Origin of the sequence: Vibrio sp. 10N.286.51.C3 (assembly GCF_003050065.1) — a bacterium.
Taxonomy (GTDB): Bacteria; Pseudomonadota; Gammaproteobacteria; order Enterobacterales; family Vibrionaceae; genus Vibrio; species Vibrio crassostreae.
In genome coordinates, this window is record NZ_PIGC01000023.1 from 1 (window position 1) to 23,422 (window position 23,422).

The 23,422-nt window shown below is 45.8% G+C and carries 18 protein-coding genes and 1 rRNA gene; 8 read left to right on the forward strand and 11 right to left on the reverse strand.

What is annotated here, in order from left to right:
• The 4 genes from CWO27_RS20295 to CWO27_RS20310 all read right to left on the reverse strand — a co-directional run.
• Positions 1 to 867, reverse strand: a 16S ribosomal RNA gene (locus CWO27_RS20295); the annotation flags it as partial.
• 530 nt (positions 868 to 1,397) lie between these two features.
• Positions 1,398 to 1,925, reverse strand: a complete 528-nt coding sequence (hemG, locus tag CWO27_RS20300) for a menaquinone-dependent protoporphyrinogen IX dehydrogenase (protein WP_102432948.1) — start codon at positions 1,923 to 1,925, stop codon at positions 1,398 to 1,400.
• Between the two features lie 9 nt (positions 1,926 to 1,934).
• A complete protein-coding gene (locus tag CWO27_RS20305; RefSeq protein ID WP_012602960.1) occupies positions 1,935 to 3,392 on the reverse strand; it encodes a TrkH family potassium uptake protein in 1,458 nt (485 codons plus the stop codon).
• Between the two features lie 34 nt (positions 3,393 to 3,426).
• Positions 3,427 to 4,050 (reverse strand): YigZ family protein, encoded by a 624-nt coding sequence (locus tag CWO27_RS20310; RefSeq protein WP_102432947.1) that lies wholly within the window; start codon positions 4,048 to 4,050, stop codon positions 3,427 to 3,429.
• A 227-nt stretch (positions 4,051 to 4,277) separates the two neighbouring features.
• Between CWO27_RS20310 and fadB the strand changes: the two genes are divergently transcribed.
• The 3 genes from fadB (at position 4,278) to acuI (ending at position 8,860) form a co-directional block, all read left to right on the forward strand.
• Complete coding sequence (fadB, locus tag CWO27_RS20315) at positions 4,278 to 6,449, forward strand: fatty acid oxidation complex subunit alpha FadB (protein WP_102432946.1); 2,172 nt, start codon at positions 4,278 to 4,280, stop codon at positions 6,447 to 6,449.
• Between the two features lie 26 nt (positions 6,450 to 6,475).
• On the forward strand, positions 6,476 to 7,639 hold the full coding sequence (gene fadA / locus CWO27_RS20320) for an acetyl-CoA C-acyltransferase FadA (RefSeq protein WP_017058821.1): 1,164 nt from the start codon (positions 6,476 to 6,478) through the stop codon (positions 7,637 to 7,639).
• A 240-nt stretch (positions 7,640 to 7,879) separates the two neighbouring features.
• Positions 7,880 to 8,860: an acrylyl-CoA reductase (NADPH) gene (gene acuI, locus CWO27_RS20325; protein ID WP_019825590.1), complete on the forward strand. Its 981-nt coding sequence runs from the start codon at positions 7,880 to 7,882 to the stop codon at positions 8,858 to 8,860.
• A 135-nt stretch (positions 8,861 to 8,995) separates the two neighbouring features.
• Here the strand turns inward: acuI and CWO27_RS20330 are convergent, their stop codons facing one another.
• Together CWO27_RS20330 and CWO27_RS20335 are read right to left on the reverse strand one after the other, a co-directional pair.
• Positions 8,996 to 9,937 carry a LysR family transcriptional regulator gene (locus tag CWO27_RS20330; protein ID WP_048657790.1) on the reverse strand — a complete coding sequence of 314 codons (942 nt, stop codon included), beginning with the start codon at positions 9,935 to 9,937 and terminating at the stop codon, positions 8,996 to 8,998.
• Positions 9,938 to 10,093: 156 nt separating this feature from the next.
• Positions 10,094 to 10,279 carry a hypothetical protein gene (locus CWO27_RS20335; protein ID WP_048657791.1) on the reverse strand — a complete coding sequence of 62 codons (186 nt, stop codon included), beginning with the start codon at positions 10,277 to 10,279 and terminating at the stop codon, positions 10,094 to 10,096.
• Between the two features lie 149 nt (positions 10,280 to 10,428).
• Between CWO27_RS20335 and tusA the strand changes: the two genes are divergently transcribed.
• Complete coding sequence (tusA, locus tag CWO27_RS20340; protein ID WP_004736675.1) at positions 10,429 to 10,680, forward strand: sulfurtransferase TusA; 252 nt, start codon at positions 10,429 to 10,431, stop codon at positions 10,678 to 10,680.
• Between the two features lie 83 nt (positions 10,681 to 10,763).
• On the opposite strand, the gene CWO27_RS20345 is transcribed toward tusA, so the two are convergent.
• Both CWO27_RS20345 and CWO27_RS20350 read right to left on the reverse strand, forming a co-directional pair.
• Positions 10,764 to 11,018 (reverse strand): hypothetical protein, encoded by a 255-nt coding sequence (locus CWO27_RS20345; protein WP_017058818.1) that lies wholly within the window; start codon positions 11,016 to 11,018, stop codon positions 10,764 to 10,766.
• Positions 11,019 to 11,169: 151 nt separating this feature from the next.
• Positions 11,170 to 11,724, reverse strand: coding sequence for a TMEM165/GDT1 family protein (locus CWO27_RS20350; protein WP_017058817.1), 555 nt, complete (start codon positions 11,722 to 11,724; stop codon positions 11,170 to 11,172).
• A 420-nt stretch (positions 11,725 to 12,144) separates the two neighbouring features.
• Here CWO27_RS20350 and glyQ point away from each other — a divergent pair, with 420 nt between their 5' ends.
• The 4 genes from glyQ (at position 12,145) to CWO27_RS20370 (ending at position 18,922) form a co-directional block, all read left to right on the forward strand.
• The gene (gene glyQ / locus CWO27_RS20355) at positions 12,145 to 13,059 is read left to right on the forward strand and encodes a glycine--tRNA ligase subunit alpha (RefSeq protein WP_017632669.1); all 915 of its coding nucleotides are present in this window, start codon (positions 12,145 to 12,147) and stop codon (positions 13,057 to 13,059) included.
• A gap of 2 nt (positions 13,060 to 13,061) precedes the next feature.
• On the forward strand, positions 13,062 to 15,128 hold the full coding sequence (gene glyS, locus CWO27_RS20360) for a glycine--tRNA ligase subunit beta (protein ID WP_102432944.1): 2,067 nt from the start codon (positions 13,062 to 13,064) through the stop codon (positions 15,126 to 15,128).
• Between the two features lie 202 nt (positions 15,129 to 15,330).
• Entirely contained in the window at positions 15,331 to 17,418 is a 2,088-nt protein-coding gene (locus CWO27_RS20365; RefSeq protein WP_102432943.1) for an alpha-amylase, read from the forward strand.
• A gap of 253 nt (positions 17,419 to 17,671) precedes the next feature.
• Positions 17,672 to 18,922 carry a valine--pyruvate transaminase gene (locus CWO27_RS20370; protein WP_102432942.1) on the forward strand — a complete coding sequence of 417 codons (1,251 nt, stop codon included), beginning with the start codon at positions 17,672 to 17,674 and terminating at the stop codon, positions 18,920 to 18,922.
• A 106-nt stretch (positions 18,923 to 19,028) separates the two neighbouring features.
• On the opposite strand, the gene CWO27_RS20375 is transcribed toward CWO27_RS20370, so the two are convergent.
• The 3 genes from CWO27_RS20375 to recF form a co-directional block, all read right to left on the reverse strand.
• Positions 19,029 to 19,463: an Hsp20 family protein gene (locus tag CWO27_RS20375; protein ID WP_009848140.1), complete on the reverse strand. Its 435-nt coding sequence runs from the start codon at positions 19,461 to 19,463 to the stop codon at positions 19,029 to 19,031.
• Between the two features lie 403 nt (positions 19,464 to 19,866).
• Positions 19,867 to 22,284 carry a DNA topoisomerase (ATP-hydrolyzing) subunit B gene (gene gyrB / locus CWO27_RS20380; RefSeq protein ID WP_017058811.1) on the reverse strand — a complete coding sequence of 806 codons (2,418 nt, stop codon included), beginning with the start codon at positions 22,282 to 22,284 and terminating at the stop codon, positions 19,867 to 19,869.
• Positions 22,285 to 22,301: 17 nt separating this feature from the next.
• Positions 22,302 to 23,381: a DNA replication/repair protein RecF gene (gene recF, locus CWO27_RS20385; RefSeq protein ID WP_019825571.1), complete on the reverse strand. Its 1,080-nt coding sequence runs from the start codon at positions 23,379 to 23,381 to the stop codon at positions 22,302 to 22,304.
• Positions 23,382 to 23,422: the final 41 nt, after the last annotated feature.

Below are 23,422 nucleotides of genomic sequence, written 5' to 3' on the forward strand. Positions count from 1 at the left end.
GAAAGCCACGGCTCAAGGCCACAACCTCCAAGTAGACATCGTTTACGGCGTGGACTACCAGGGTATCTAATCCTGTTTGCTCCCCACGCTTTCGCATCTGAGTGTCAGTGTCTGTCCAGGGGGCCGCCTTCGCCACTGGTATTCCTTCAGATCTCTACGCATTTCACCGCTACACCTGAAATTCTACCCCCCTCTACAGCACTCTAGTTCACCAGTTTCAAATGCAGTTCCGAGGTTGAGCCCCGGGCTTTCACATCTGACTTAATGAACCACCTGCATGCGCTTTACGCCCAGTAATTCCGATTAACGCTCGCACCCTCCGTATTACCGCGGCTGCTGGCACGGAGTTAGCCGGTGCTTCTTCTGTTGCTAACGTCAAGAGATGCAGCTATTAACTACACCCCCTTCCTCACAACTGAAAGTACTTTACAACCCGAAGGCCTTCTTCATACACGCGGCATGGCTGCATCAGGCTTTCGCCCATTGTGCAATATTCCCCACTGCTGCCTCCCGTAGGAGTCTGGACCGTGTCTCAGTTCCAGTGTGGCTGATCATCCTCTCAGACCAGCTAGGGATCGTCGCCTTGGTGAGCCATTACCTCACCAACTAGCTAATCCCACCTAGGCATATCTTGACGCGAGAGGCCCGAAGGTCCCCCTCTTTGGCCCGCAGGCATTATGCGGTATTAGCCATCGTTTCCAATGGTTATCCCCCACATCAAGGCAATTTCCTAGGCATTACTCACCCGTCCGCCGCTCGACGCCCATTAACGCACCCGAAGGATTGTTAGTGTCGTTTCCGCTCGACTTGCATGTGTTAGGCCTGCCGCCAGCGTTCAATCTGAGCCATGATCAAACTCTTCAATTTAAGATTTTGTGACTCAACGAATACTGACTTCAAAACTAATATTTACCGAAGTAAACATGTAATTCTAAAGCTATTACCATTCCAACAGAATGGTAATGAATTGACTGTGCCGAATAACTACAAATAGTTAAACGTATTGGTCACTCAGTTCATTGAAATCAATTTTGATTCCGAAGAATCTGTTTTATCTAACGATAAAACGTTTTGATATTCATCAACGAGTGCCCACACAGATTGATAGGTTTAAATTGTTAAAGAGCTTTTCCTTTTTGAGCTTCGCTCAAATCGGACGGCCATTTTAGCGATTTAAGTTTTAGTGTCAACCACTATTTTCAAAACTTTTTTCAAGCGCTTAGCTTGGCTAATTTGACCTGCTGATTCGTTTTGGTTTCTTACGAAGCCTTCCCGTTTCAACGAGGTCGCATTATAGAGATTTCGATCACACTGGCAAGCCCTTTTTGAAGTTTTTCTCGTTTTTTTATTCGTTCGATTAAAAAGAGCACAAAACGCCTCAAAAGTAGGCTTTTCTCTTACATCTCTTGCAGTTTCTTAGAGAATAAAGAGACTTTTTCCCAGTTCGTGTACTCAACTTCCTTGGTTGTATCCGTTTCTCCACCTGTCATATTCATAATGAAGCGAATCATGGTTTTATCGAACCAGTTATAACGAGGGTAATAGAGGGCGCCAGCAAACACACCAATCAAAGTAGGTTGCCACGGGGACTTAAGAAGGAACTTCTTAATGTAAGCACTTCCTTCTGGCGTATCTTTTCCTTGGTCTTCTTTACGCGCTGTTAAGTTAACGCAAAAGAAAGCAACCTTGTTTGATTGCAGATGAGCAAGGTTGGCATCAATAAACTGATATAGCTTCTTATTAAGGTGGCCGTAACGAATAGATGCACCAATCAAAACTCGGTCGTATTGAGCAAAGTCAACATTACCAACAGTGTGTAAATCTTGAAGCTCACATTCGAACCCATTCATTTCTTCTTTTATATAGTTCAAGATTTTCTTGGTCTGCCCTTCACGGCTTGAATACAAAAATAGAGCTTTTGCCACAATATGTCCTTAGCTACGCCAAAACGTAGGGGTCAATAAAATTAATAAGGTGAATATCTCTAAACGGCCAAACAGCATAGATACGATCAACACCCATTTAGCCTTGTCATTCACATCGCCGAAGTGCATTGCCACTTCACCTAAGCCTGGACCAAGGTTATTCAATGTTGCCGCCACAGCAGAGAAAGCACTCAGCTCATCCATCCCCGTAGCAATAAGAGCCAACATACAAACTACAAAAACTAATGCGTATGCAGAGAAGAAGCCCCAAACCGCATCAACGACACGTTGTGGTAGCGCCGAACCACCAACCTTGATGGTATAGACAGCACGCGGGTGGACAAGACGCTTCATTTCACGAGCACCCTGTAAAGTAAGCAGTAATATTCGAATGACTTTCATACCGCCACCCGTTGAACCTGCACAACCCCCTATAAAAGAAGAGAACAGAAGCAGCACAGGTAAGAATAACGGCCATTCAGAAAAACCGGTGGTGGTGAAGCCTGCGGTTGTTGAAATAGATACTGTCTGGAACAACGCCTGATCGAAAGCATCATAATACGAATCGTAAGAGTGGTGATTCAGCAATAATAAGAAACAAACTAAGAACAGCACTACTTGAATAAAGATAAAAGCGCGGAACTCAGGATCTTTCCAGTAATACTTAGGATGCACACCGCCTGAAGCAAATGCCGCAAAGTGCAGAGAATAGTTACATGCAGATATAAGAAGGAACACGACCGTAATCATATTGATCGCCGGGCTATTGAAATAACCCATACTCGCATCGTGAGTCGAGAAACCACCAATCGCAATAGTAGAGAAGCTATGGCTGATCGCATCAAAGAAACTCATCCCTGCTAGCCAGAACGCCACTGCACAAGCAATCGTTAGACTCAAATAGATGTACCAAAGTGCTTTTGCCGTTTCAGCAATACGCGGGGTCATCTTGCTGTCTTTTACTGGACCCGGGATTTCAGCACGATATAGCTGCATACCACCGATACCCAGAACAGGAAGGATGGCTACCGCCAATACGATGATACCCATACCACCAAACCACTGCAGGAATTGGCGGTAAAATAGAATTGCTTTAGGTAGATCATCGAGGCCAACAATTACGGTTGCACCTGTCGTCGTTAATGCAGAAAACGATTCAAAAAAGGCATCAGTAACGGAAACACTCGGATTATCTGCGATCAAAAACGGCAGCGCACCAGCACTACCGATTACCGTCCAGAACAACACCACAATGAGAAAGCCATCTCGCGCCTTCAATTCATGTTTATAACGTCGGTTTGGAAACCAGCAAGTTGCTCCACAAAATAATAGAACGAAGAAAGTCGTCACAAATGGCACACCCGCACCATCTCTATAGATCAGTGCGACGAGCGCAGGTGCGAGCATTGATACACTAAAAAGTGCTAATAATAATCCGACGATTCGAATAATTGAGCGAAATTGCATGAGCTATTGAACGAAGCGAAATGCTTCACACTTCCTAGTTGTCTTTGACTTTCGTTACCAGTGCCTTGGCACCGCTTTTATTGATCATGGTTTGGGTAAACGAATCTACCTGAAGGAGCTCGATTTCAATAATAAGCTCAACTTGAACACCATAATCCGCTTGGACTTCAACAGCCTGATGCTGAGCCATAATGGATTGCGCGATTGGCACAAAGCCATAGTCTAACTCTAGCCGTAATTTTGTGGTTATTTTTTTCTCGATAGTTTGAAGCAGCTTAAGAGCTTGTTGTACTCCACCACCATATGCCTTTACTAGGCCACCCGTTCCAAGCTTGATTCCGCCAGAATAACGAGTAACAACAGCCGTCAGTTCACCAACACCAGAACCAGACAGTTGCGCCAAGATAGGCTTACCCGCAGTACCCGAGGGTTCGCCATCATCACTAAAGCCCCACTTCATCGAGTCTTCAGGTCGCCCTACAGCAAAGCCCCAACAATTATGTCGCGCTGATGAATGCTCTTTTTTTACCTGTTCTACGAACTGTTTAGCAGCTTCTACACTTGGAGTATGAGCAAGATGAGTAATGAAGACGCTCTTCTTGATCTCTTCTTCAAACCGAGCCGACGCTGACGGTATTAAATAGGGCTGTTCATTCATATCGTTAACTTAATTAATAAGAGCGGCGAAGTGTATCACGCGTGAATAATAAGGGTTAGAGGATCTGTGCCATCGCACAATGTTAAACAATTGTTTAAAAAATGTATTGAAATTCACCAAGCAGAGGTACAGACTAGAATGACTGGTCTTACCAGGTATTCTACAATAATAGAAAGATAACAAGATTCTCTCAAACAATCGTGGATTGTATGTCATGGAGATAGACAATGATTTACCAAGCTAACACCTTACAGGTAAAGGAATTACAAGATGGTATTGCAGAACTTAGCTTCTGTGCTCCGGCCTCTGTAAACAAACTCGACCTTGCTACTTTAGAATCACTAGACAAAGCGTTAGATGCTCTTAATGCTCACGCTGGATTACGTGGTTTAATCTTAACTTCAAACAAAGACGCGTTCATCGTAGGCGCAGACATCACTGAATTTCTTGGCCTATTTGCTAAGCCAGAAGCAGAACTTGATGAATGGTTAAGATTCGCTAATTCAATCTTCAGCAAGCTAGAAGACCTTCCTGTCCCAACTCTTTCAATGATGCGTGGCCATGCCCTTGGCGGCGGCTGTGAATGTGTACTCGCTACCGATTTCCGTATCGGTGACAAGACCACCAGCATAGGCCTACCAGAAACCAAACTTGGCATCATGCCTGGCTTTGGTGGTTGTGTGCGTCTGCCACGTGTTATCGGTGCTGACAGTGCAATGGAAATTATCACGCAAGGCAAAGCATGCCGTGCAGATGAAGCACTTAAAGTTGGCTTGTTAGATGCGATTGTTGAAACAGACCAACTATTAGAATCAGCGATTAACACTGTTTCTCTAGCAGCCAATGAAAAACTCGATTGGCAGCTACGTCGTAAACAAAAAACATCAGCGCTTTCATTAAGCAAACTAGAAGCGATGATGAGCTTTACCATGGCGAAAGGCTTAGTTGCTCAAAAAGCCGGACCTCATTATCCAGCGCCAATCACTTCTGTGATTGCAATTGAAGAAGCGGCACGAAGCGATCGTGATGCTGCACTCGATACCGAACGTAAGCACTTCGTCAAGCTAGCGAAATCAGAAGAAGCTAAAGCACTAGTCGGCTTATTCCTAAATGACCAATACATCAAAGGCCTAGCGAAGCAAGCGGGTAAGTCTGCAAACAAAGCAACTGAGCGTGCAGCCGTACTCGGCGCAGGCATCATGGGCGGCGGTATTGCTTACCAATCAGCGTTAAAAGGCGTGCCCGTGATGATGAAAGACATCGCACAAGCGTCTCTTGACCTTGGTATGAACGAAGCTTCTAAGCTGTTGAATAAACGCTTATCACGCGGTCGCCTAGATGGATTCAAGATGGCAGGCATTCTGTCTTCTATTACTCCAAGTCTGCATTATGCAGGTGTTGAACAATCAGATGTGATTGTGGAAGCGGTTGTAGAAAATCCTAAAGTAAAAGCAGCAGTGCTGAGTGAAGTTGAAGGTCTCGTGGGTGAAGACACAGTTCTTACATCAAACACCTCAACGATTCCGATCAACCTGTTAGCGAAATCTTTGAAGCGCCCAGAAAACTTCTGTGGCATGCACTTCTTTAACCCAGTGCATCGCATGCCTTTGGTTGAGATCATCCGTGGCGAGCATACTTCAGAAGAAACCATTAATCGCGTAGTCGCTTACGCAGCGAAGATGGGCAAATCCCCTATCGTTGTTAACGACTGCCCAGGCTTCTTCGTAAACCGTGTACTTTTCCCTTACTTTGGCGGTTTCAGCATGTTGCTACGTGACGGTGCTGATTTCACTAAGATCGATAAAGTGATGGAGCGTAAGTTCGGTTGGCCAATGGGCCCAGCTTACTTGCTAGACGTTGTGGGTCTAGACACAGCACACCACGCACAAGCTGTAATGGCACAAGGTTTCCCTGAGCGTATGGGTAAAGAAGGTCGTGATGCGATCGACGCACTTTACGTTGCTGAAAAATACGGTCAGAAGAACGGCAGCGGTTTCTACACATACAGCGTAGACAAACGCGGTCGTCCTAAGAAGACCTTCTCTGAAGACATTCTTCCTATCTTGGCTGACGTATGCCAACAGCCGCAAGACTTTGATGACCAAACAATTATCCAGCGCGTGATGATTCCAATGATCAACGAAGTGGTGCTTTGTCTAGAAGAAGGCATTATCGCGACACCGCAAGAAGCGGATATGGCACTGGTTTACGGTTTAGGCTTCCCTCCATTCAGAGGCGGCGTATTCCGCTACTTAGACAGTGTGGGCATTGGTAACTTCGTTGAAATGGCGAAAGGCTACCAAGACTTAGGTGCAATGTACCAAGTTCCTCAGCTATTGCTTGATATGGCAGCGAAGGGCGAAAGCTTTTACGACAGCCAACAAGCCAGTTCTCTGTAACCCACATTTGGAAAAGGAATAGCAAAATGAAAAATGTAGTTGTTGTTGATTGCCTTCGTACCCCAATGGGACGTTCCAAAGGTGGAGCTTTCCGTCACACTCGTGCTGAAGATCTGTCGGCACATTTGATGAAAGGCATTTTAGAGCGCAACCCAGAAGTAAACCCTGTCGAAATTGAAGATATTTACTGGGGTTGTGTACAACAAACGCTAGAGCAAGGCTTCAACGTTGCACGTAACGCTGCCTTGCTTGCTGGCCTACCGATTGAGATTGGTGCGGTGACGGTCAACCGTTTATGTGGTTCATCTATGCAAGCTCTGCATGATGCAACCCGCTCTATCATGGTTGGTGATGCTGAAATCTGCCTGATCGGTGGTGTGGAGCACATGGGCCACGTACCAATGAACCACGGTGTTGATTTTCACCCTGGCATGTCGAAACACGTAGCGAAAGCTGCCGGTATGATGGGCCTAACCGCTGAGATGCTAGGTAAAATGCACGGTATTAGCCGTGAAGACCAAGATGCATTCGCAGCACGATCACATGCTCGCGCTCAAGCAGCAACAGTTGAAGGTCGTTTCAAAAATGAAATCCTGCCAACAGAAGCTCACGCAGCAGACGGTTCACTGTTCACTCTGGATTACGATGAAGTCATTCGCCCAGAAACTACGGTTGAAGGCTTATCTCAGCTTCGCCCGGTATTTGACCCAGCAAACGGTACGGTGACAGCAGGTACTTCATCAGCATTGTCTGATGGTGCTTCTGCAATGCTTATCATGAGCGAAGAGAAAGCCAACGCACTTGGCCTTAAGATTCGTGCTCGCGTGAAGTCGATGGCTATCGCAGGCTGTGATCCTTCAATCATGGGTTACGGCCCAGTACCAGCAACCCAAAAAGCACTAAAACGTGCAGGCCTAACCATTGAAGATATGGGTGTAATTGAGCTAAACGAAGCGTTCGCGGCGCAATCTCTTCCATGTGCGAAAGACCTAGGTCTACTGGATGTGGTTGATGAGAAAGTAAACCTTAACGGCGGTGCGATTGCTCTTGGTCACCCACTAGGCTGTTCTGGTTCTCGTATCTCGACGACCCTAATCAACCTGATGGAAGCACAAGATGTGAAATACGGCTTAGCGACCATGTGTATTGGTTTAGGCCAAGGTATTGCAACGGTATTTGAACGCCCATAGCGATCACTGACGGTAATACTTGAAGGGTAATTTTTTGTGCAGCTATATTTATATAGCTGCACTTTTTATTACTCGACATCCTACAATACATAGATTCGTTCAGCGAACTTAACGAAAGAAAATCACTACTTACATCTATGCACAAAACGCATAGATTCAATGTTGATGTTTCATTATTTTTTCTCGGATGATTCAACTAAAGTTACTTCAGTTTCCTAATATTCCTCCACGGAGCAGATCATGTTTAAAGCACTTGTACTAAACCAAGAAGACAAAAAAACTATCGCGTCAGTTTCTCAAATTGAAGAGTCTCAATTACCAGAAGGTAACGTGAAGATTGATGTTAGCTACTCTTCTTTGAACTACAAAGATGGTTTGGCGATTACAGGTAAAGGGCGCATTGTTCGCAACTTCCCTATGGTTCCTGGTATCGACCTTTCTGGTGTGGTTTCACAATCTGATGACCCACGCTACAAAGCGGGCGACGAAGTTGTTCTAACTGGTTGGGGTGTTGGTGAAGGTCACTGGGGCGGCATGGCTGAGAAAGCAAGCCTAAACGGTGATTGGTTAGTACCAATGCCTGCAGGTCTTGACGCTAAGAAAGTAATGGCGATTGGCACAGCTGGCTTCACTGCGATGCTTTGTGTGCAAGCTATCGTAGATGCAGGCATCAAACCTGAAGACGGTGAAATCCTAGTAACAGGTGCAAGTGGCGGTGTAGGCAGTGTATCTATCACTCTACTAAACCAACTGGGTTACAAAGTAGCAGCAGTTACTGGCCGTGCTTCTGTAAACGGTGAACTACTGAAATCATTAGGCGCAACACGTATTGTAGAGCGTGCTGAACTAGAAGAACCAGCGAAACCACTAGAGAAACAACTGTGGGCTGGCGCTATCGATACCGTAGGCAGCAAAGTGCTTGCGAAAGTATTGGCGCAAATTGATTACAACGGTGCGGTTGCGATGTGTGGTCTAGCAGGCGGTTTTGACTTACCAACAACGGTAATGCCATTCATTCTGCGTAACGTTCGCCTACAAGGTGTGGATTCAGTAATGTGCCCTCGTGAAAAACGTATTAAAGCGTGGGAGCAACTGGCTGAGCTACTACCAGAATCTTTCTACGCTCAAGCAACCAAAGAAGTGTCTTTAGACGGTGCTATTCAAGCTGCAGAAGACATCACTAACGGTCAAATCACTGGTCGCGTAGTCATTAAACTATAGATTCTCAAACACAAGGTTATCAAACCTTAAGCGCCACCTTTAAGCTTGGATAACCCAAAACAACAAAGGGCTGATTTGTATCAGCCCTTTTGCGTTTTTGTCATTCGGGTCAAGTGAACCCAGACTCATTCCTAGTTAACCCAAGCCGACATCGGCAATTCGCTTTTGAATCAACTCACCACATTCCTCTTTGACCACTCTTCTCAACCATTGTTGTGAAGCAGAAGAGTCGCAACGCGAGTGCCAGATCAGTGAGTAATCAAACGGCATAAACTCGAATGGCAGCGGCTTGACGACTAAGTCATAACGCTCAGCGACCAAATAAGCCAAATCAGCAGGTACAGTGATCACCAACGGCATTCTATCAACAATCGCCAATGCGGCTTCAAGGTGATAAGCACGCAACACCATTTTTCGAGGCTGTTGATTAGCTAACGCGTTGTCTAATAAAGCCTTAACACCATCACTGATCGCAATCATCGCATGCGGGAGTGATACATAGTCTTCAAGGCTTAAAGGCTGGTCCGCCAATGGATGATTTTTAGATAACAGACACGACACACCAACCGGCCCCAAGACCTCTTGATGAAGTGGTGCAATGCTGCCACTCGGACGACAGATCGCCATATCAACGCGTTCGGTGCTGAGTTGCTTAAACAAATGTTCATGCTGCAGCGGTGCAAACTCCAAAGAGATGTTCGGCGCTTGCTCATAAATCTTCGGTAGTGCATAAGGTAGGATGGTTTGCATCGCGTAGTCAGTGGTCGCAATCAGGAAGCGCTCACTGCAGTAGTAGGGGTCAAAATCACTCGGGCTAAGTAATTGGCGGAATGATTCTAAAGGCTGATCAATGCGTTGGCTGATCTCAAGTGCTTTTTTGGTGGGGATAAGGTGCTGACCTTGTCGCGTAAACAAGGGATCGTTGAGTAACTCTCTTAAGCGCCCTAATACTCGGCTGGTTGCCGACTGACTTAAGTTAAGACGAATCGCGGCCTGGCTAACACTACCCTCTTCAATCAATACCTTTAAAGCGACCAATAAATTCAGGTCTCTACGATAGATATCTTCTAATTCCACACCACTTACCTAGCTGTATACGATTGTCATTGATCACTAAGTTGTTTATAGCATGCTTTAGATAAAAAAAATCCCGCAATTACGCGGGGAAGCCCAAGAAAATCTGGGGATAGTGTCGGAATGTTGTCGTATCGGAATTTGCTTGTTGTATTCGGGTTAGTGCTCTCGCTCTTCGGCTATACCTTGCCAACGGCGCATCTCCACCCAAATACCAATAATCGTTGCTACTATGCCAAAAATAGGCATCAGTGAGGTCTCTGTCGATGAACGTAGTACTAACGCACAAAAAGAAATAAAACAGAGAACCGAATAAATTGTTAATCTATCTAATCCTGTCAACATCGCCACTCCTTAGCTAGTTGCCTTTGTTTCGAGTTGTTATCAACTTGTTAACTAAGTTATAGGAAATGATTCTGTTTGCCAAGCACTTATTGCATATTTTTTCTGCAGACGTATTATTCACTCGTTAGATAGATATAGAGATACAAACCATGACATTCAAACCTGAACTGGCAACCCATACTTTAGAAGCTGAAGGCCTGCGTTGCCCAGAACCAGTAATGATGGTCAGGAAGACAATTAGAAACATGCAGGATGGCGATGTGTTACTGGTAAAAGCTGACGATCCTTCGACAACTCGAGATATTCCGAGCTTTTGCCGATTCATGGATCACCAGTTGGTAGGCCAAGCAACAGAAACGTTGCCTTACCAGTATTTGATCAGAAAGGGATTGGAGGCGTAGCGCCCCACCGACTATCAAGTATCAAAAAAGCCGCTGGTACCTTATGTTCTTAAATAGAACTCAGAGTACCAGCGGCTTTTTGTTTATTCGCTTCTAGACTTGTTTTGCAGATGCTCCAGCTGATGCTGAATTTCTCGGATATCTTTGCGCATCGGAATAATATGCGCGACCCGAATCCAAGCCTCTACCGCAAGCGCAGTCATGATGATGGCACCCGCGACCATTGGTAGCCACATGTCCGTCAACACCATGCCTAATAGTGTAAGTGCAAGACCAAAGGTAAATAGATAACTTTGGCTTTGTGGAGTAATACCCATATAACGCGTCAACATAATCATGCCCTCGTGTTCTTAACTCACAAGATTAAAATATCATGACAAGTATGACAGTTATATGTCCGTTCGCTCGATAAACCCCACAATACTGTAAGAGTATGACCTACAACACATTACTCTACTAATTGAGTATGATTAGCCTCAATACCACCTATTAATAGAAAGCCGCAGCAATAGCCAAACCAACGAACAACAAGGCCGTGATCTTACGAATCAGGTCAAGCGGCATCTTGTCTGCCGACAATTTACCGATGATCACCACAGGCACATTCGCCAATAACATACCAATGGTAGTACCCAAAATCACCCACGCTAATGCATCCGCATATTGAGCCCCTAGGATAGAGGTCGCAATCTGGGTTTTATCACCGATCTCTGCAATAAAGAAAGCGATAAAACTGGCGACAAACGGGCCTCGGTTTGAGATCTGTTCATCGTCATCTAACTTATCCGGAATCAGAATCCACCCCGCCATCGCAATGAAACTGACCACCAGCACCCACTTTAAGACTTCAGGAGATAAGTAATCTGCGACCACAACCCCGAGCCATGCTGCAAGGGCATGATTGGCAATGGTGGCAAAGAAGATAGCCGCGATGATAGGTATCGGCTTGCGATATCGACTGGCTAATAAAAGAGATAGCAACTGAGTCTTATCACCGATCTCGGCTAAGGCGACAGTTGTAATTGAAATTGCTAAAACGCTCACGACATGCTCATTTGGGATGGAGATTATTATATTTAACCATAGACAAACCTCGCGCCCCATCCCGGTTCACGATGCTTGTCTAAGGTCTTGCTAAGCGCCACCAAGGTGGTGGTTGCCTCGAACGCCATGATGATTTTGCATCAATTATGTTGACGGACGAACTCATTCAATAGGATATGAATAAGTAAGCTACTCCCCAAAGACCGCGAGATTTTAATCACCCACGCTTTCAAACACAAGTGTCAAACTTATCAAAATATCCACTTGTGCCGAAAAACAAACATTAAAGGCAAAAAAATCCACTAAACGACATTTTAGACCACTAATTAAACAAGATTACCCCTACTCGCTTTACGAATATCTCGGTATACTCAGAGGTTATTTTTCTCATTCATTTAAAAGAATCGCGCGAACCTGACTATGCAAAAATACGATATCAAAACCTTCCAGGGAATGATCCTCGCGCTGCAGGATTACTGGGCTCAAAACGGTTGTACCATTGTTCAACCTCTAGATATGGAGGTAGGTGCAGGCACCTCTCACCCAATGACATGTCTACGAGCACTTGGCCCAGAGCCAATGTCTACAGCTTACGTTCAACCTTCTCGTCGTCCGACCGATGGCCGTTACGGTGAAAACCCTAACCGTCTGCAGCACTACTACCAATTCCAAGTAGCGCTAAAACCATCGCCAGACAATATCCAAGAGTTGTACCTAGGCTCCCTAGAGGTTCTTGGTGTTGACCCACTTGTTCACGACATTCGCTTCGTTGAAGATAACTGGGAAAACCCAACACTAGGCGCATGGGGCCTTGGTTGGGAAGTATGGCTAAACGGCATGGAAGTAACACAGTTTACTTACTTCCAACAGGTTGGCGGCCTTGAGTGTAAGCCTGTAACAGGTGAGATCACTTACGGTATCGAGCGTCTAGCAATGTACATCCAGGAAGTAGATTCTGTTTACGACCTAGTATGGAACGTAGCACCAGACGGTTCTAACGTGACTTACGGTGACATCTTCCACCAAAACGAAGTTGAGCAATCAACATACAACTTCGAGCACGCAGACGTAGATTTCTTATTCACTTTCTTCGATCAGTGCGAGAAAGAGTGTAAAGAGCTACTTGAGCTTGAGAAGCCACTTCCGCTTCCAGCTTACGAGCGCATTCTAAAAGCAGGTCACGCATTCAACATCCTTGATGCGCGCAAAGCTATCTCTGTAACAGAGCGTCAACGTTACATCCTTCGTATCCGCAACCTGACTAAATCAGTTGCTGAGGCGTACTACGCGTCACGTGAAGCGCTTGGCTTCCCAATGTGTAAGAAGGACAAATAATCATGGCGAAGAATTTTCTAATTGAACTGGGTACGGAAGAGCTTCCACCAACAGCACTTCGTTCTCTAGCAGAAGCCTTTGCTTCTAACTTTGAAGCAGGTCTTAAAACGGCTGAGCTTTCTCACGAAGGCATCAAGTGGTACGCAGCGCCTCGTCGTCTAGCACTTAAAGTAACTGCACTGGCTGAAGGCCAAGCGGACAAAGTGGTTGAGAAACGTGGTCCTGCTGTTTCTGTGGCATTCGATGCTGAAGGCAACGCGACCAAAGCGGCACAAGGCTGGGCTCGTGGTAACGGTATTACTGTTGAGCAAGCTGACCGCCTGAAAACAGACAAAGGCGAGTGGCTTCTTTTCAAACAAGAAGTGGCTGGCAAACCTGTTCAAGAATTGGTGATGGACATTGCTGCGAAAGCACTGGCTGGCCTACCAATCCCTAAAGCAATGCGCTGGGGTAACTCAGACATTCAATTTATCCGTCCAGTAAAAACATTGACAGTACTACTAGGTGATGAGCTTGTTGAAGGCGAAATCCTAGGCGTAGCATCTGCTCGTACTATCCGTGGCCACCGTTTCATGGGCGAACAAGAATTCACAATTGACTCTGCTGACCAATACCCTGCGATCCTAGAAGAGCGCGGTAAAGTAATGGCAGATTACGAAGCGCGTAAAGCGATCATCCTTGCTGATTCGCAAAAAGCGGCAGCTGCGGTTGGCGGTACAGCTGACCTAGAAGATGACCTTGTTGAAGAAGTAACGTCTCTGGTTGAATGGCCAGTAGTACTTACAGCGAAGTTTGAAGAAGAGTTCCTAAAAGTACCTTCTGAAGCTTTGGTTTACACCATGAAGGGTGACCAAAAGTACTTCCCTGTTTACGACGAAAACAAGAAGCTACTTCCTAACTTTATCTTCGTATCAAACATCGAGTCTAAAGAGCCTCGCCACGTTATCGAAGGTAACGAAAAAGTTGTACGTCCACGTCTTGCTGATGCTGAATTCTTCTTCAACACAGACCGTAAGCGTCCGCTTATCGACCGTCTTGCTGAGTTAGACCAAGCTATCTTCCAGAAGCAGCTTGGTACTATCAAAGACAAAACAGACCGCATCACAGAACTTGCTGGCTACATCGCTGAGCAAATCGATGCTGACGTTGAGAAATCTAAGCGCGCAGGCCTACTGGCTAAGTGTGACCTAATGACATCTATGGTATTCGAATTCACGGATACACAAGGTGTAATGGGTATGCACTACGCGACTCACGATGGTGAAGACGAGCAAGTTGCACTAGCACTTTACGAGCAGTACATGCCTCGTTTCGCTGGTGACGACCTACCAAGCACGGGTATCTCTTCAGCAGTTGCAATGGCAGACAAGCTAGACACTATCGTAGGTATCTTCGGTATTGGCCAAGCACCAAAAGGTTCTGACCCATTCGCTCTACGTCGTGCATCACTAGGTGTGCTACGTATCATCGTTGAAAACGGCTACAACCTAGACCTAACGGATCTGATCGGTAAAGCGAAAGAATTACTAGGCGACAAGCTTACTAACGAAAACGTAGAAGCTGACGTTATCGACTTCATGCTAGGTCGTTTCCGCGCATGGTACCAAGATGCTGGTTTCAGCGTTGATATCATCCAAGCGGTACTAGCACGTCGTCCAACTAAGCCAGCTGACTTTGACCAACGTGTTAAAGCGGTTTCTCACTTCCGTGAACTGGAAGCAGCAGAAGCACTAGCAGCAGCGAACAAGCGTGTAGGTAACATCCTTGCGAAATTCGATGGCGAGCTACCAGCTGAAATCGACCTAACGCTTCTTCAAGAAGACGCAGAGAAAGCACTGGCTGAAAACGTTGAAGTAATGACGGAAGCACTAGAACCAGCATTCGCGACAGGCAACTACCAAGAAGCCCTAAGTAAGCTTGCTGATCTACGTGAACCGGTTGATGCATTCTTCGATAACGTAATGGTTATGGCTGATGACGAAGCGCTTAAGAAGAACCGTCTAACGCTACTGAACAACCTACGTAACCTGTTCCTACAGATTGCTGACATCTCTCTACTGCAAAAATAAGCACGAGTGAGACAGTTGCTCTCAGTCATACTCTGAGCAACCAAAGGTAAATACCCAAAGGGAAGCGAAAGCTTCCCTTTTTGTTTTTGTGAACCAAGCATTTGTTTGTAGAGGTGTTATTGATTATCTGAATGAATCAGCGCTCAGACTGTAGAGGGCATTGTTTGCTATAACTGACCTGTTTATTCAGGGGAAGGGAACAATGAAAAAAACAGTACTCGCGCTTTCAATACTCGCACTCAGCGCATGCAGCCAAACCAGTGATGACAGCTTATTGCTGACGATCGATAACAACACTGTCGTATTTGAATCGACAGGAAAAGGCACTGTTATCGCTGAACAGGAACTCGCTAAAGGTAGCTATACCTTCTCTATCAGCGATACTCAAAATACCTGTGGCACTAACTATGCGCTGGCCGAAGAGAGTCGTATCAAGTTCAATAAACCCCTTCGCCTAGACGACTGCACCGATAAATCTGAAATCGCTATTAAAGTCTTTCGCGCTAACACCTATCAATTTACGCTCAACCCACAGACCAATGAACTCACGGTTCAGGTAAAGCCAAAGCAGAAGCAAGTACAAAGCTTTGCCTGTCCAGTACCCAGTGACCAACCAACCACCATAGATGTTACTCAAACCTTTGATGATGGCACCGTGGTAAGAGACGCTCTTTCAGGCAAACAAGTCACAGTGACTAATGGCAGCGTCACCATGCAACCTGCAGAAAACAGCCAAGGTGTTCTGCTGCTGGAGAGAGTAGAACCAGAAACCAAGGCTGACTTTAGTTGGGACAACGCTACGGTCTACTTCGTCATGACCGACCGTTTCCACAACGGCAACCCTGATAACGACAACAGCTATGGTCGCAGCCAAGACGGACAAGACGAAATCGGCACCTTCCACGGTGGTGACTTGGCAGGCTTAACCGAAAAACTCGATTACATAGAATCACTCGGTGCTAATGCTATCTGGATAACGTCTCCGTTAGAGCAAATTCACGGCTGGGTTGGCGGCGGTGATCGCGGTGATTTCAAACACTATGGCTACCATGGTTACTACCACCAAGATTGGACCAAGCTTGATGACAACATGGGTACCGAAGACGAGCTGAAAACCTTCATCGATACCGCGCACAGCAAAGGCATTCGTGTTGTTTGGGACGTGGTAATGAACCACACGGGATACGCGACGCTTGCCGACATGCAAGAGTTCGACTTTGGCAAACTCAACCTAACTGATGAAGAAGCCAAACAAACGCTTGGCGAAAACTGGACGGACTGGCAACCAGAAGCTGGCCAGAACTGGCACTACTTCAACAACTACATATCTTACAGCGACAAAGAAGCGTGGGAAAAGTGGTGGGGCAAAGCTTGGCTGCGCAGCGATATTGGCGCTTATGACTCTCCAGGTTACAACAACCTCACCATGTCTTTGGCGCACCTGCCCGATTTCAAAACAGAATCGACAGAGACAACCGGGCTGCCTAACTTCTATCGCAATAAACCCACCAGCGCGACTGATGAACTCAAAACACCTCGTGAACATCTGATCACTTGGTTGTCTGACTGGGTGCGCGAATATGGTGTTGATGGATTTAGGGTCGATACTGCCAAGCACGTTGAACTGGACGCCTGGGCAGAGCTTAAAGAGAGCACTAACCAAGCACTAGCTGAGTGGAAACAGAACAACCCAGACAAAGCCTTAGATGATTTACCTTTCTGGATGACTGGCGAAGTGTGGGCACACAGTGTAGTCAAATCAGATTACTTTGCTAACGGCTTTGATTCGATCATCAACTTTGAATTCCAGAGCGACATCGCCCCTAAGGCGCTGAAGTGTCTATCCGATCTTGATGCTGATTACCTTCGCTACGCAGACAAGATCAACAGTGACAGCGAGTTCAATGTGTTGAGTTATCTCTCGTCTCACGACACCTCACTATTCTGGACACAGCACGGCAGCGACTTTGCCAAGCAGACCAAAGCCGCGAATGCACTGATGCTTGCTCCGGGCGCGGTACAGATCTATTACGGTGATGAGATAGCCCGTGACTTTGGCCCAACAGGTTCCGATCCAATGCAAGGCACCCGTTCAGACATGCCTTGGGATCAAATCTCCGGCGAACGTGCAGAGTTGCTAGAACATTGGCAAGCGCTTGGCCAATTCCGCCAACGCCACCCAGCTGTCGCGCAAGGTAAGCACATCATCCGTAACAGCAAGGGTTATTACGCCTTCGAACGCCAATACCAAGATGACAAGGTGTTGGTTGTGTATACAGGTTCGAAGTAAACACGCACGGTTCTCAAACGAATTTAATCAAAGGGAAACTTCGGCTTCCCTTTTTTGATCACTAAAAGCGCGTTCAATAAGCAAGCTGTCACTCATTAGCCAAACTTTATAGAAGTTTTTTTCGTGTTAGAGCATTTGGCGCTATGCGTCGCAAAAACATTGCGGTATGTTCAAGGAATACACTGATGGCAGGCATAAGGTCTGCCTTACTGACACATAACAAGCAATCACAATGAATTAGGTAAAATAAGTAATGCAGTTCTCTAAGTTTGGTGAAAAGTTTAATCGATACTCTGGAATCACTCGTTTAATGGATGATTTGAATGATGGCCTGCGCACTCCAGGCGCAATAATGCTCGGTGGTGGTAACCCAGCCGCTATCCCAGCCATGCTCGATTACTTTAACCAAGCCAGTGCCGACATGCTCGCCAATGGAGAACTCATCGCCGCCCTCGCCAACTACGATGGTCCGCAGGGCAAAGACAGCTTCATCAAGTCGTTAGCGGCAATGCTGAAAGAGACCTATGGTTGGGACATCAGCGAAAAGAACATCAGCCTGACTAACGGCAGTCAAAGTGGCTTCTTTTACCTATTCAACCTTTTAGCAGGTCAACAGCCTGACGGCTCACATAAGAAAATCCTACTGCCGATCGCACCGGAATACATCGGCTACGGCGACGCGGGTATTGATGACGATATATTTATCTCTTACCACCCAGAGATCGAGCTGCTAGAAAACCGGCAGTTCAAATACCACGTCGATTTTGAACAACTAAAGGTTGATGACTCAGTCGCGGCTATCTGTGCATCTCGTCCAACCAATCCAACAGGCAACGTACTGACCGACGATGAAGTACGTAAACTGGATAAGCTCGCGCGTGAAAACAATATCCCGCTACTGATCGACAATGCTTACGGCCTGCCGTTTCCAAACATCATCTTTGAAGATGTCGAACCGTTCTGGAATGAAAATACGATTCTGTGCATGAGTTTATCTAAGCTTGGTTTGCCGGGTGTGCGTTGCGGTATCGTGATTGCGAGTGAAGAAGTAACCCAAGCACTAACCAACATGAATGGCATCATCAGCTTAGCACCAAGCAGTGTTGGGCCCGCTATCGCCAACCACATGATTGAGAACGGTGACCTGCTGCGCTTGAGCAGTGAAGTGATTAAGCCTTTCTATAAAGAGAAATCTTTACGTGCAGTAAAACTACTACAAGACGCTATCGATGACCCACGCTTCCGTATCCATAAACCTGAAGGCGCTATCTTCTTATGGTTATGGTTTGATGAGCTACCAATCACCACAATGGAACTGTACGACCGCCTTAAAGCTCGCGGCGTATTGATTGTTCCGGGCGAATACTTCTTTATCGGCCAAGAAGATGAGTGGGATCATGCTCACCAGTGCTTACGCATGAACTACGTACAAGATGATGAAGCGATGCAGAAAGGTATTGCGATCATTGCTGAAGAAGTGAAAAAGGCTTACTCAGAGCAGTAATAAGAGCTTTTAGCTTACTGTAGGCCAAATACAAAAAGAGCACCTCATGAGGTGCTCTTTCACTTTTACTTCCCGATATTTTTTAGCTCTAAGGAGCTAACAGTAATTAACCTTCTAGTAGGCTATTACCATTAATAGCAATCTTACGTGGTTGCATCGCTTCTGGGATTTCGCGTTCTAGGTCGATGTGAAGAAGACCATTTTCCATGCTTGCACCTACCACTTTTACGTAGTCAGCCAGTTGGAATTTACGCTCAAAATCGCGCTCTGCAATACCTTGATATACGAAGGTTTTCTCTGCTTCTGCTTTACGCTCACCTTTCACAATTAGCATGTTCTCTTTCTGAGTCAGATCTAATTGATCATCAGCAAAACCAGCAACGGCCATAGTAATACGGTAGTTGTTCTCGTCTTTTTGCTCGATGTTGTATGGAGGGTAACCGCCAGAAGAGTTCTTCGATGTGTTCGCTTCCATCATGTTGAATAGACGATCGAAGCCGATTGCGTTGCGGTAAAGTGGAGTGAAATCTACAGTTCTCATAATGCTATCCTTTTAGTAAGCAATAGTCTTAGCTGCGAATTTTACTGAGATCGAACCTGTGTGTGACCCAGTAAACAGCTAAGAGATTCAATTCGCATTCCTCGGGTTTCACCTCTATTGGCAACAACGCTGGGACATGACAATGAATCAATTTTTAAGTTGTGTGCTGCTAAAGTTATCCTCTGTTGAGCGATACTTCGTCAGCGGTAATGAAGGTTCTGTTTCTTCTCTTTTGAGCAAGACAGTCATCCTCTTCATAAATAGATATATGGATTGAACAAAATAGTTTCAAGGGATTATTTTCAATAATTTTTCCAATTTAATACTTTTCAATACCTTACAGACACAAAAAAGCACCGCCAATAGGCAGTGCTTTTCATAATTTTAATCATTTAGATTTGGACTACACATCCAAATTGGCAACTTTAAGCGCATTCTCTTCGATGAAGTTACGACGCGGTTCTACTTGGTCGCCCATCAACGTTGTAAACAACAGATCAGCACCAACAGCATCTTCAATCGTTACTTGCATCATACGACGAGTTTCAGGATCCATTGTCGTTTCCCAAAGCTGATCCGGGTTCATCTCACCTAGACCTTTGTATCGCTGTAGGCTTAGACCACGACGAGACTCTTTCACTAACCAGTTCAGAGCATCAACGAAGCTAGAAACTTCTTGAGTACGCTCACCACGCTTAATGTAAGCGCCTTCTTCAATCAAGCCATCAAGTGCTTCAGAAAGATCCGCTAGCTTACCAAACTCTTTAGAGTTAATAAGATCGATGCTCAGTAGGTGTTCATGAGTCACACCATGAGTACGAACCACAATCTTAGGAACGCTTAAGCCTAGCTCTTCGTGTTTTTCAACTTCAAGGCTGTATTGGCTCGCACCTACTTCTTTCGCGTTTAGCTGCTCAACAAGCTGCTTACCCCAAGCTTCAACTGCCGCATCATCATGACACTGCTCAGCCGTTAGACGAGGAACGTAAATCAGTTCGTGAACCAATGCACGTGGGTAACGGCGGCTCATACGATCAACAAGCTTGATGCCTGCATTGTATTGCTGAACAAGCTTCTCTAAACCTTCACCTGCAAATGCTGGCGCTTCAGGGTTAACGTGCAGTTCTGCATTGTCTAGAGCCAAAGATACTTGATACTGGTTCATTGCATCTTCATCTTTAATATACTGCTCTTGCTTACCCTTCTTCACCTTGTAAAGTGGCGGTTGAGCAATGTAGATGTAGCCACGTTCAATCAGCTCTGGCATTTGACGGTAGAAGAACGTCAGTAGCAGAGTACGGATGTGAGAACCATCGACATCGGCATCGGTCATGATGATGATGTTGTGGTAACGCAGTTTATCTGGGTTGTATTCGTCACGGCCAATACCACAACCAAGAGCTGTGATTAGCGTTGCTACTTCTTGAGAAGACAGCATTTTATCGAAACGTGCTTTCTCTACGTTAAGGATTTTACCTTTCAGCGGTAGGATTGCTTGGTTCTTACGGTTACGACCCTGCTTAGCTGAACCGCCAGCAGAGTCTCCTTCCACAATATATAGTTCAGACAGTGCAGGATCTTTTTCCTGACAGTCAGCAAGCTTACCTGGAAGACCCGCTAAATCTAATGCGCCTTTACGACGAGTCATTTCACGAGCTTTACGCGCTGCATCACGAGCACGTGCTGCATCAATAATTTTAGAACAAACTGTTTTCGCTTCACCTGGGTTCTCAATCAGGAACTCAGACAACTTCTCACCCATTGTAGATTCAACGGCAGACTTCACTTCTGAAGAAACCAGCTTATCTTTAGTTTGGCTTGAGAACTTAGGATCAGGCACTTTAACAGAAACAATCGCTGTCAAACCTTCACGAGCATCATCACCAGAGGTCGCAGTCTTCGCTTTCTTAGAGAAGCCTTCCTTGTCCATGAAGCTGTTCAGAGTACGCGTTAGCGCCGCACGGAAACCAGCTAAGTGAGCACCACCATCGCGTTGAGGGATGTTGTTGGTGAAACAGTAGATATTTTCTTGGTAGCCGTCATTCCACTGCATCGCAACTTCAACGGTAATACCGTCTTCACGCTCAGAGTTGAAGTGGAAGATTTTTTGGATGATTGGCGTTTTGTTGGTATTAAGGTGCTCAACAAACGCTTGGATACCGCCTTCGTATTCGAAGTGATCCATTTTGTCTTCTTCGCGCTCATCAATTAGCTTAATTGATACACCTGAGTTCAAGAATGATAGCTCACGTAGACGCTTAGCTAAAATGTCGTAATGGAACTCGATGTTAGTGAAGGTTTCTTCACTCGGCCAGAAACGAATCTCTGTACCTGTTTTATCCGTGTCACCGATAACCGCTAGTGGCGCTTGAGGCTCACCGTGGCTGTAGGTTTGAGTGTGGATTTTGCCACCACGGTGGATAGTAAGAGTAACTTGCTTAGAAAGTGCGTTAACTACTGAAACACCAACACCGTGCAGACCACCAGATACCTTGTACGAGTTATCATCGAACTTACCACCAGCGTGAAGAACCGTCATGATTACTTCTGCTGCTGATACGTTTTCTTCTGGGTGCAATTCTGTTGGAATACCACGGCCGTCATCGCTTACAGACACAGAACTATCTTCATGGATAGTTACAATGATGTCATTACAGTGACCAGCTAGCGCTTCATCAATAGAGTTATCTACCACCTCAAAAACCATGTGGTGCAGACCGGTACCATCATCCGTGTCGCCAATGTACATTCCAGGACGCTTACGTACCGCATCCAGACCCTTCAGTACTTTAATACTCGATGAATCGTAATTATCTGACATAGTTACTCTCTGACTAATTATCCTTGCTCTATTTTGCCATGTTCCACATGAAACATCCTGCTATTTTCGTCATGCATATCTGCAATCTGATCAGCGGTAATAGAGCTTACAAAAACTTGAGCCTGGGTCGCCTTCAAACACTCAGCAAGACGTGCTCGGCGTTGGCTATCTAATTCGGAAGCGAAGTCATCTATTAAATAGATGCACTGCTTACCTGTCATTTGAGTGAGGTGTTGCCCTTGTGCTACTCGTAGCGCGCACACCATCAACTTCAATTGACCTCGTGACAAGACATCTTCCACTGGAGTGCCGTTCACTTTTATCTTCAGATCCGCTTTGTTGGGTCCACTAAAGGTGTAACCAAGTTGCTGATCCCTTTCAAAATTCTTTTCTAATATCTCGGCGTATGGGGTGTCTTTGTCCCAGCCACGATAATAGTTAATCTTTATCTCAAACTCAGGAAGGAAGGTCGCACAGATCTCTTCGGCGACTTCTTTGAGCTGATCAACGTAGGTGGCACGCCACTGACTGATGCTTTCAGCTAAACGGGCCAGTTCTTGGTCCCAATAGCTCAGCTCTCGATAGTGGGTTGCCGTTTTCAATAAGGCGTTTCGCTGCTTATTGAGGCGCTTTACCCTACCCCACGCATCATAAAAGCCCGACTCACTGTGGAAGACTCCCCAATCAATGAATGCTCGGCGATGCTTAGGTCCATCTGTCAGTAAATCAAACCCTTCGGGGTGAATCAACTGCAAAGGTAAGACTTGAGCTAACTGAGCCAACTTTTGCCCAGTTTGACCGCTTATTTTAACCTCTGTCGTGCCATCGCGCTGCTTATTAATGCCAATTGGCAGCTCAAATTGATCCGAGGTCATAAAACGGCCGTGTACAAACAGCTCACTACACTCGTTTTGTATGATACGACCGGTAAGTGAACTCTTGAATGAGCGACCGTGTCCGAGCAGATACACCGCTTCAAGGACGCTGGTTTTGCCGCTTCCGTTAGCCCCTATAAGAAAGTTAAAGCCTGATGACGGTTGAATGTCACAGGCTTCAATATTTCTAAACTGCTTAACGATTAAGCGCGATAAAGGCATAACGTCTTCATATTAATCTTCAATCACGACTCGGTAGGTCA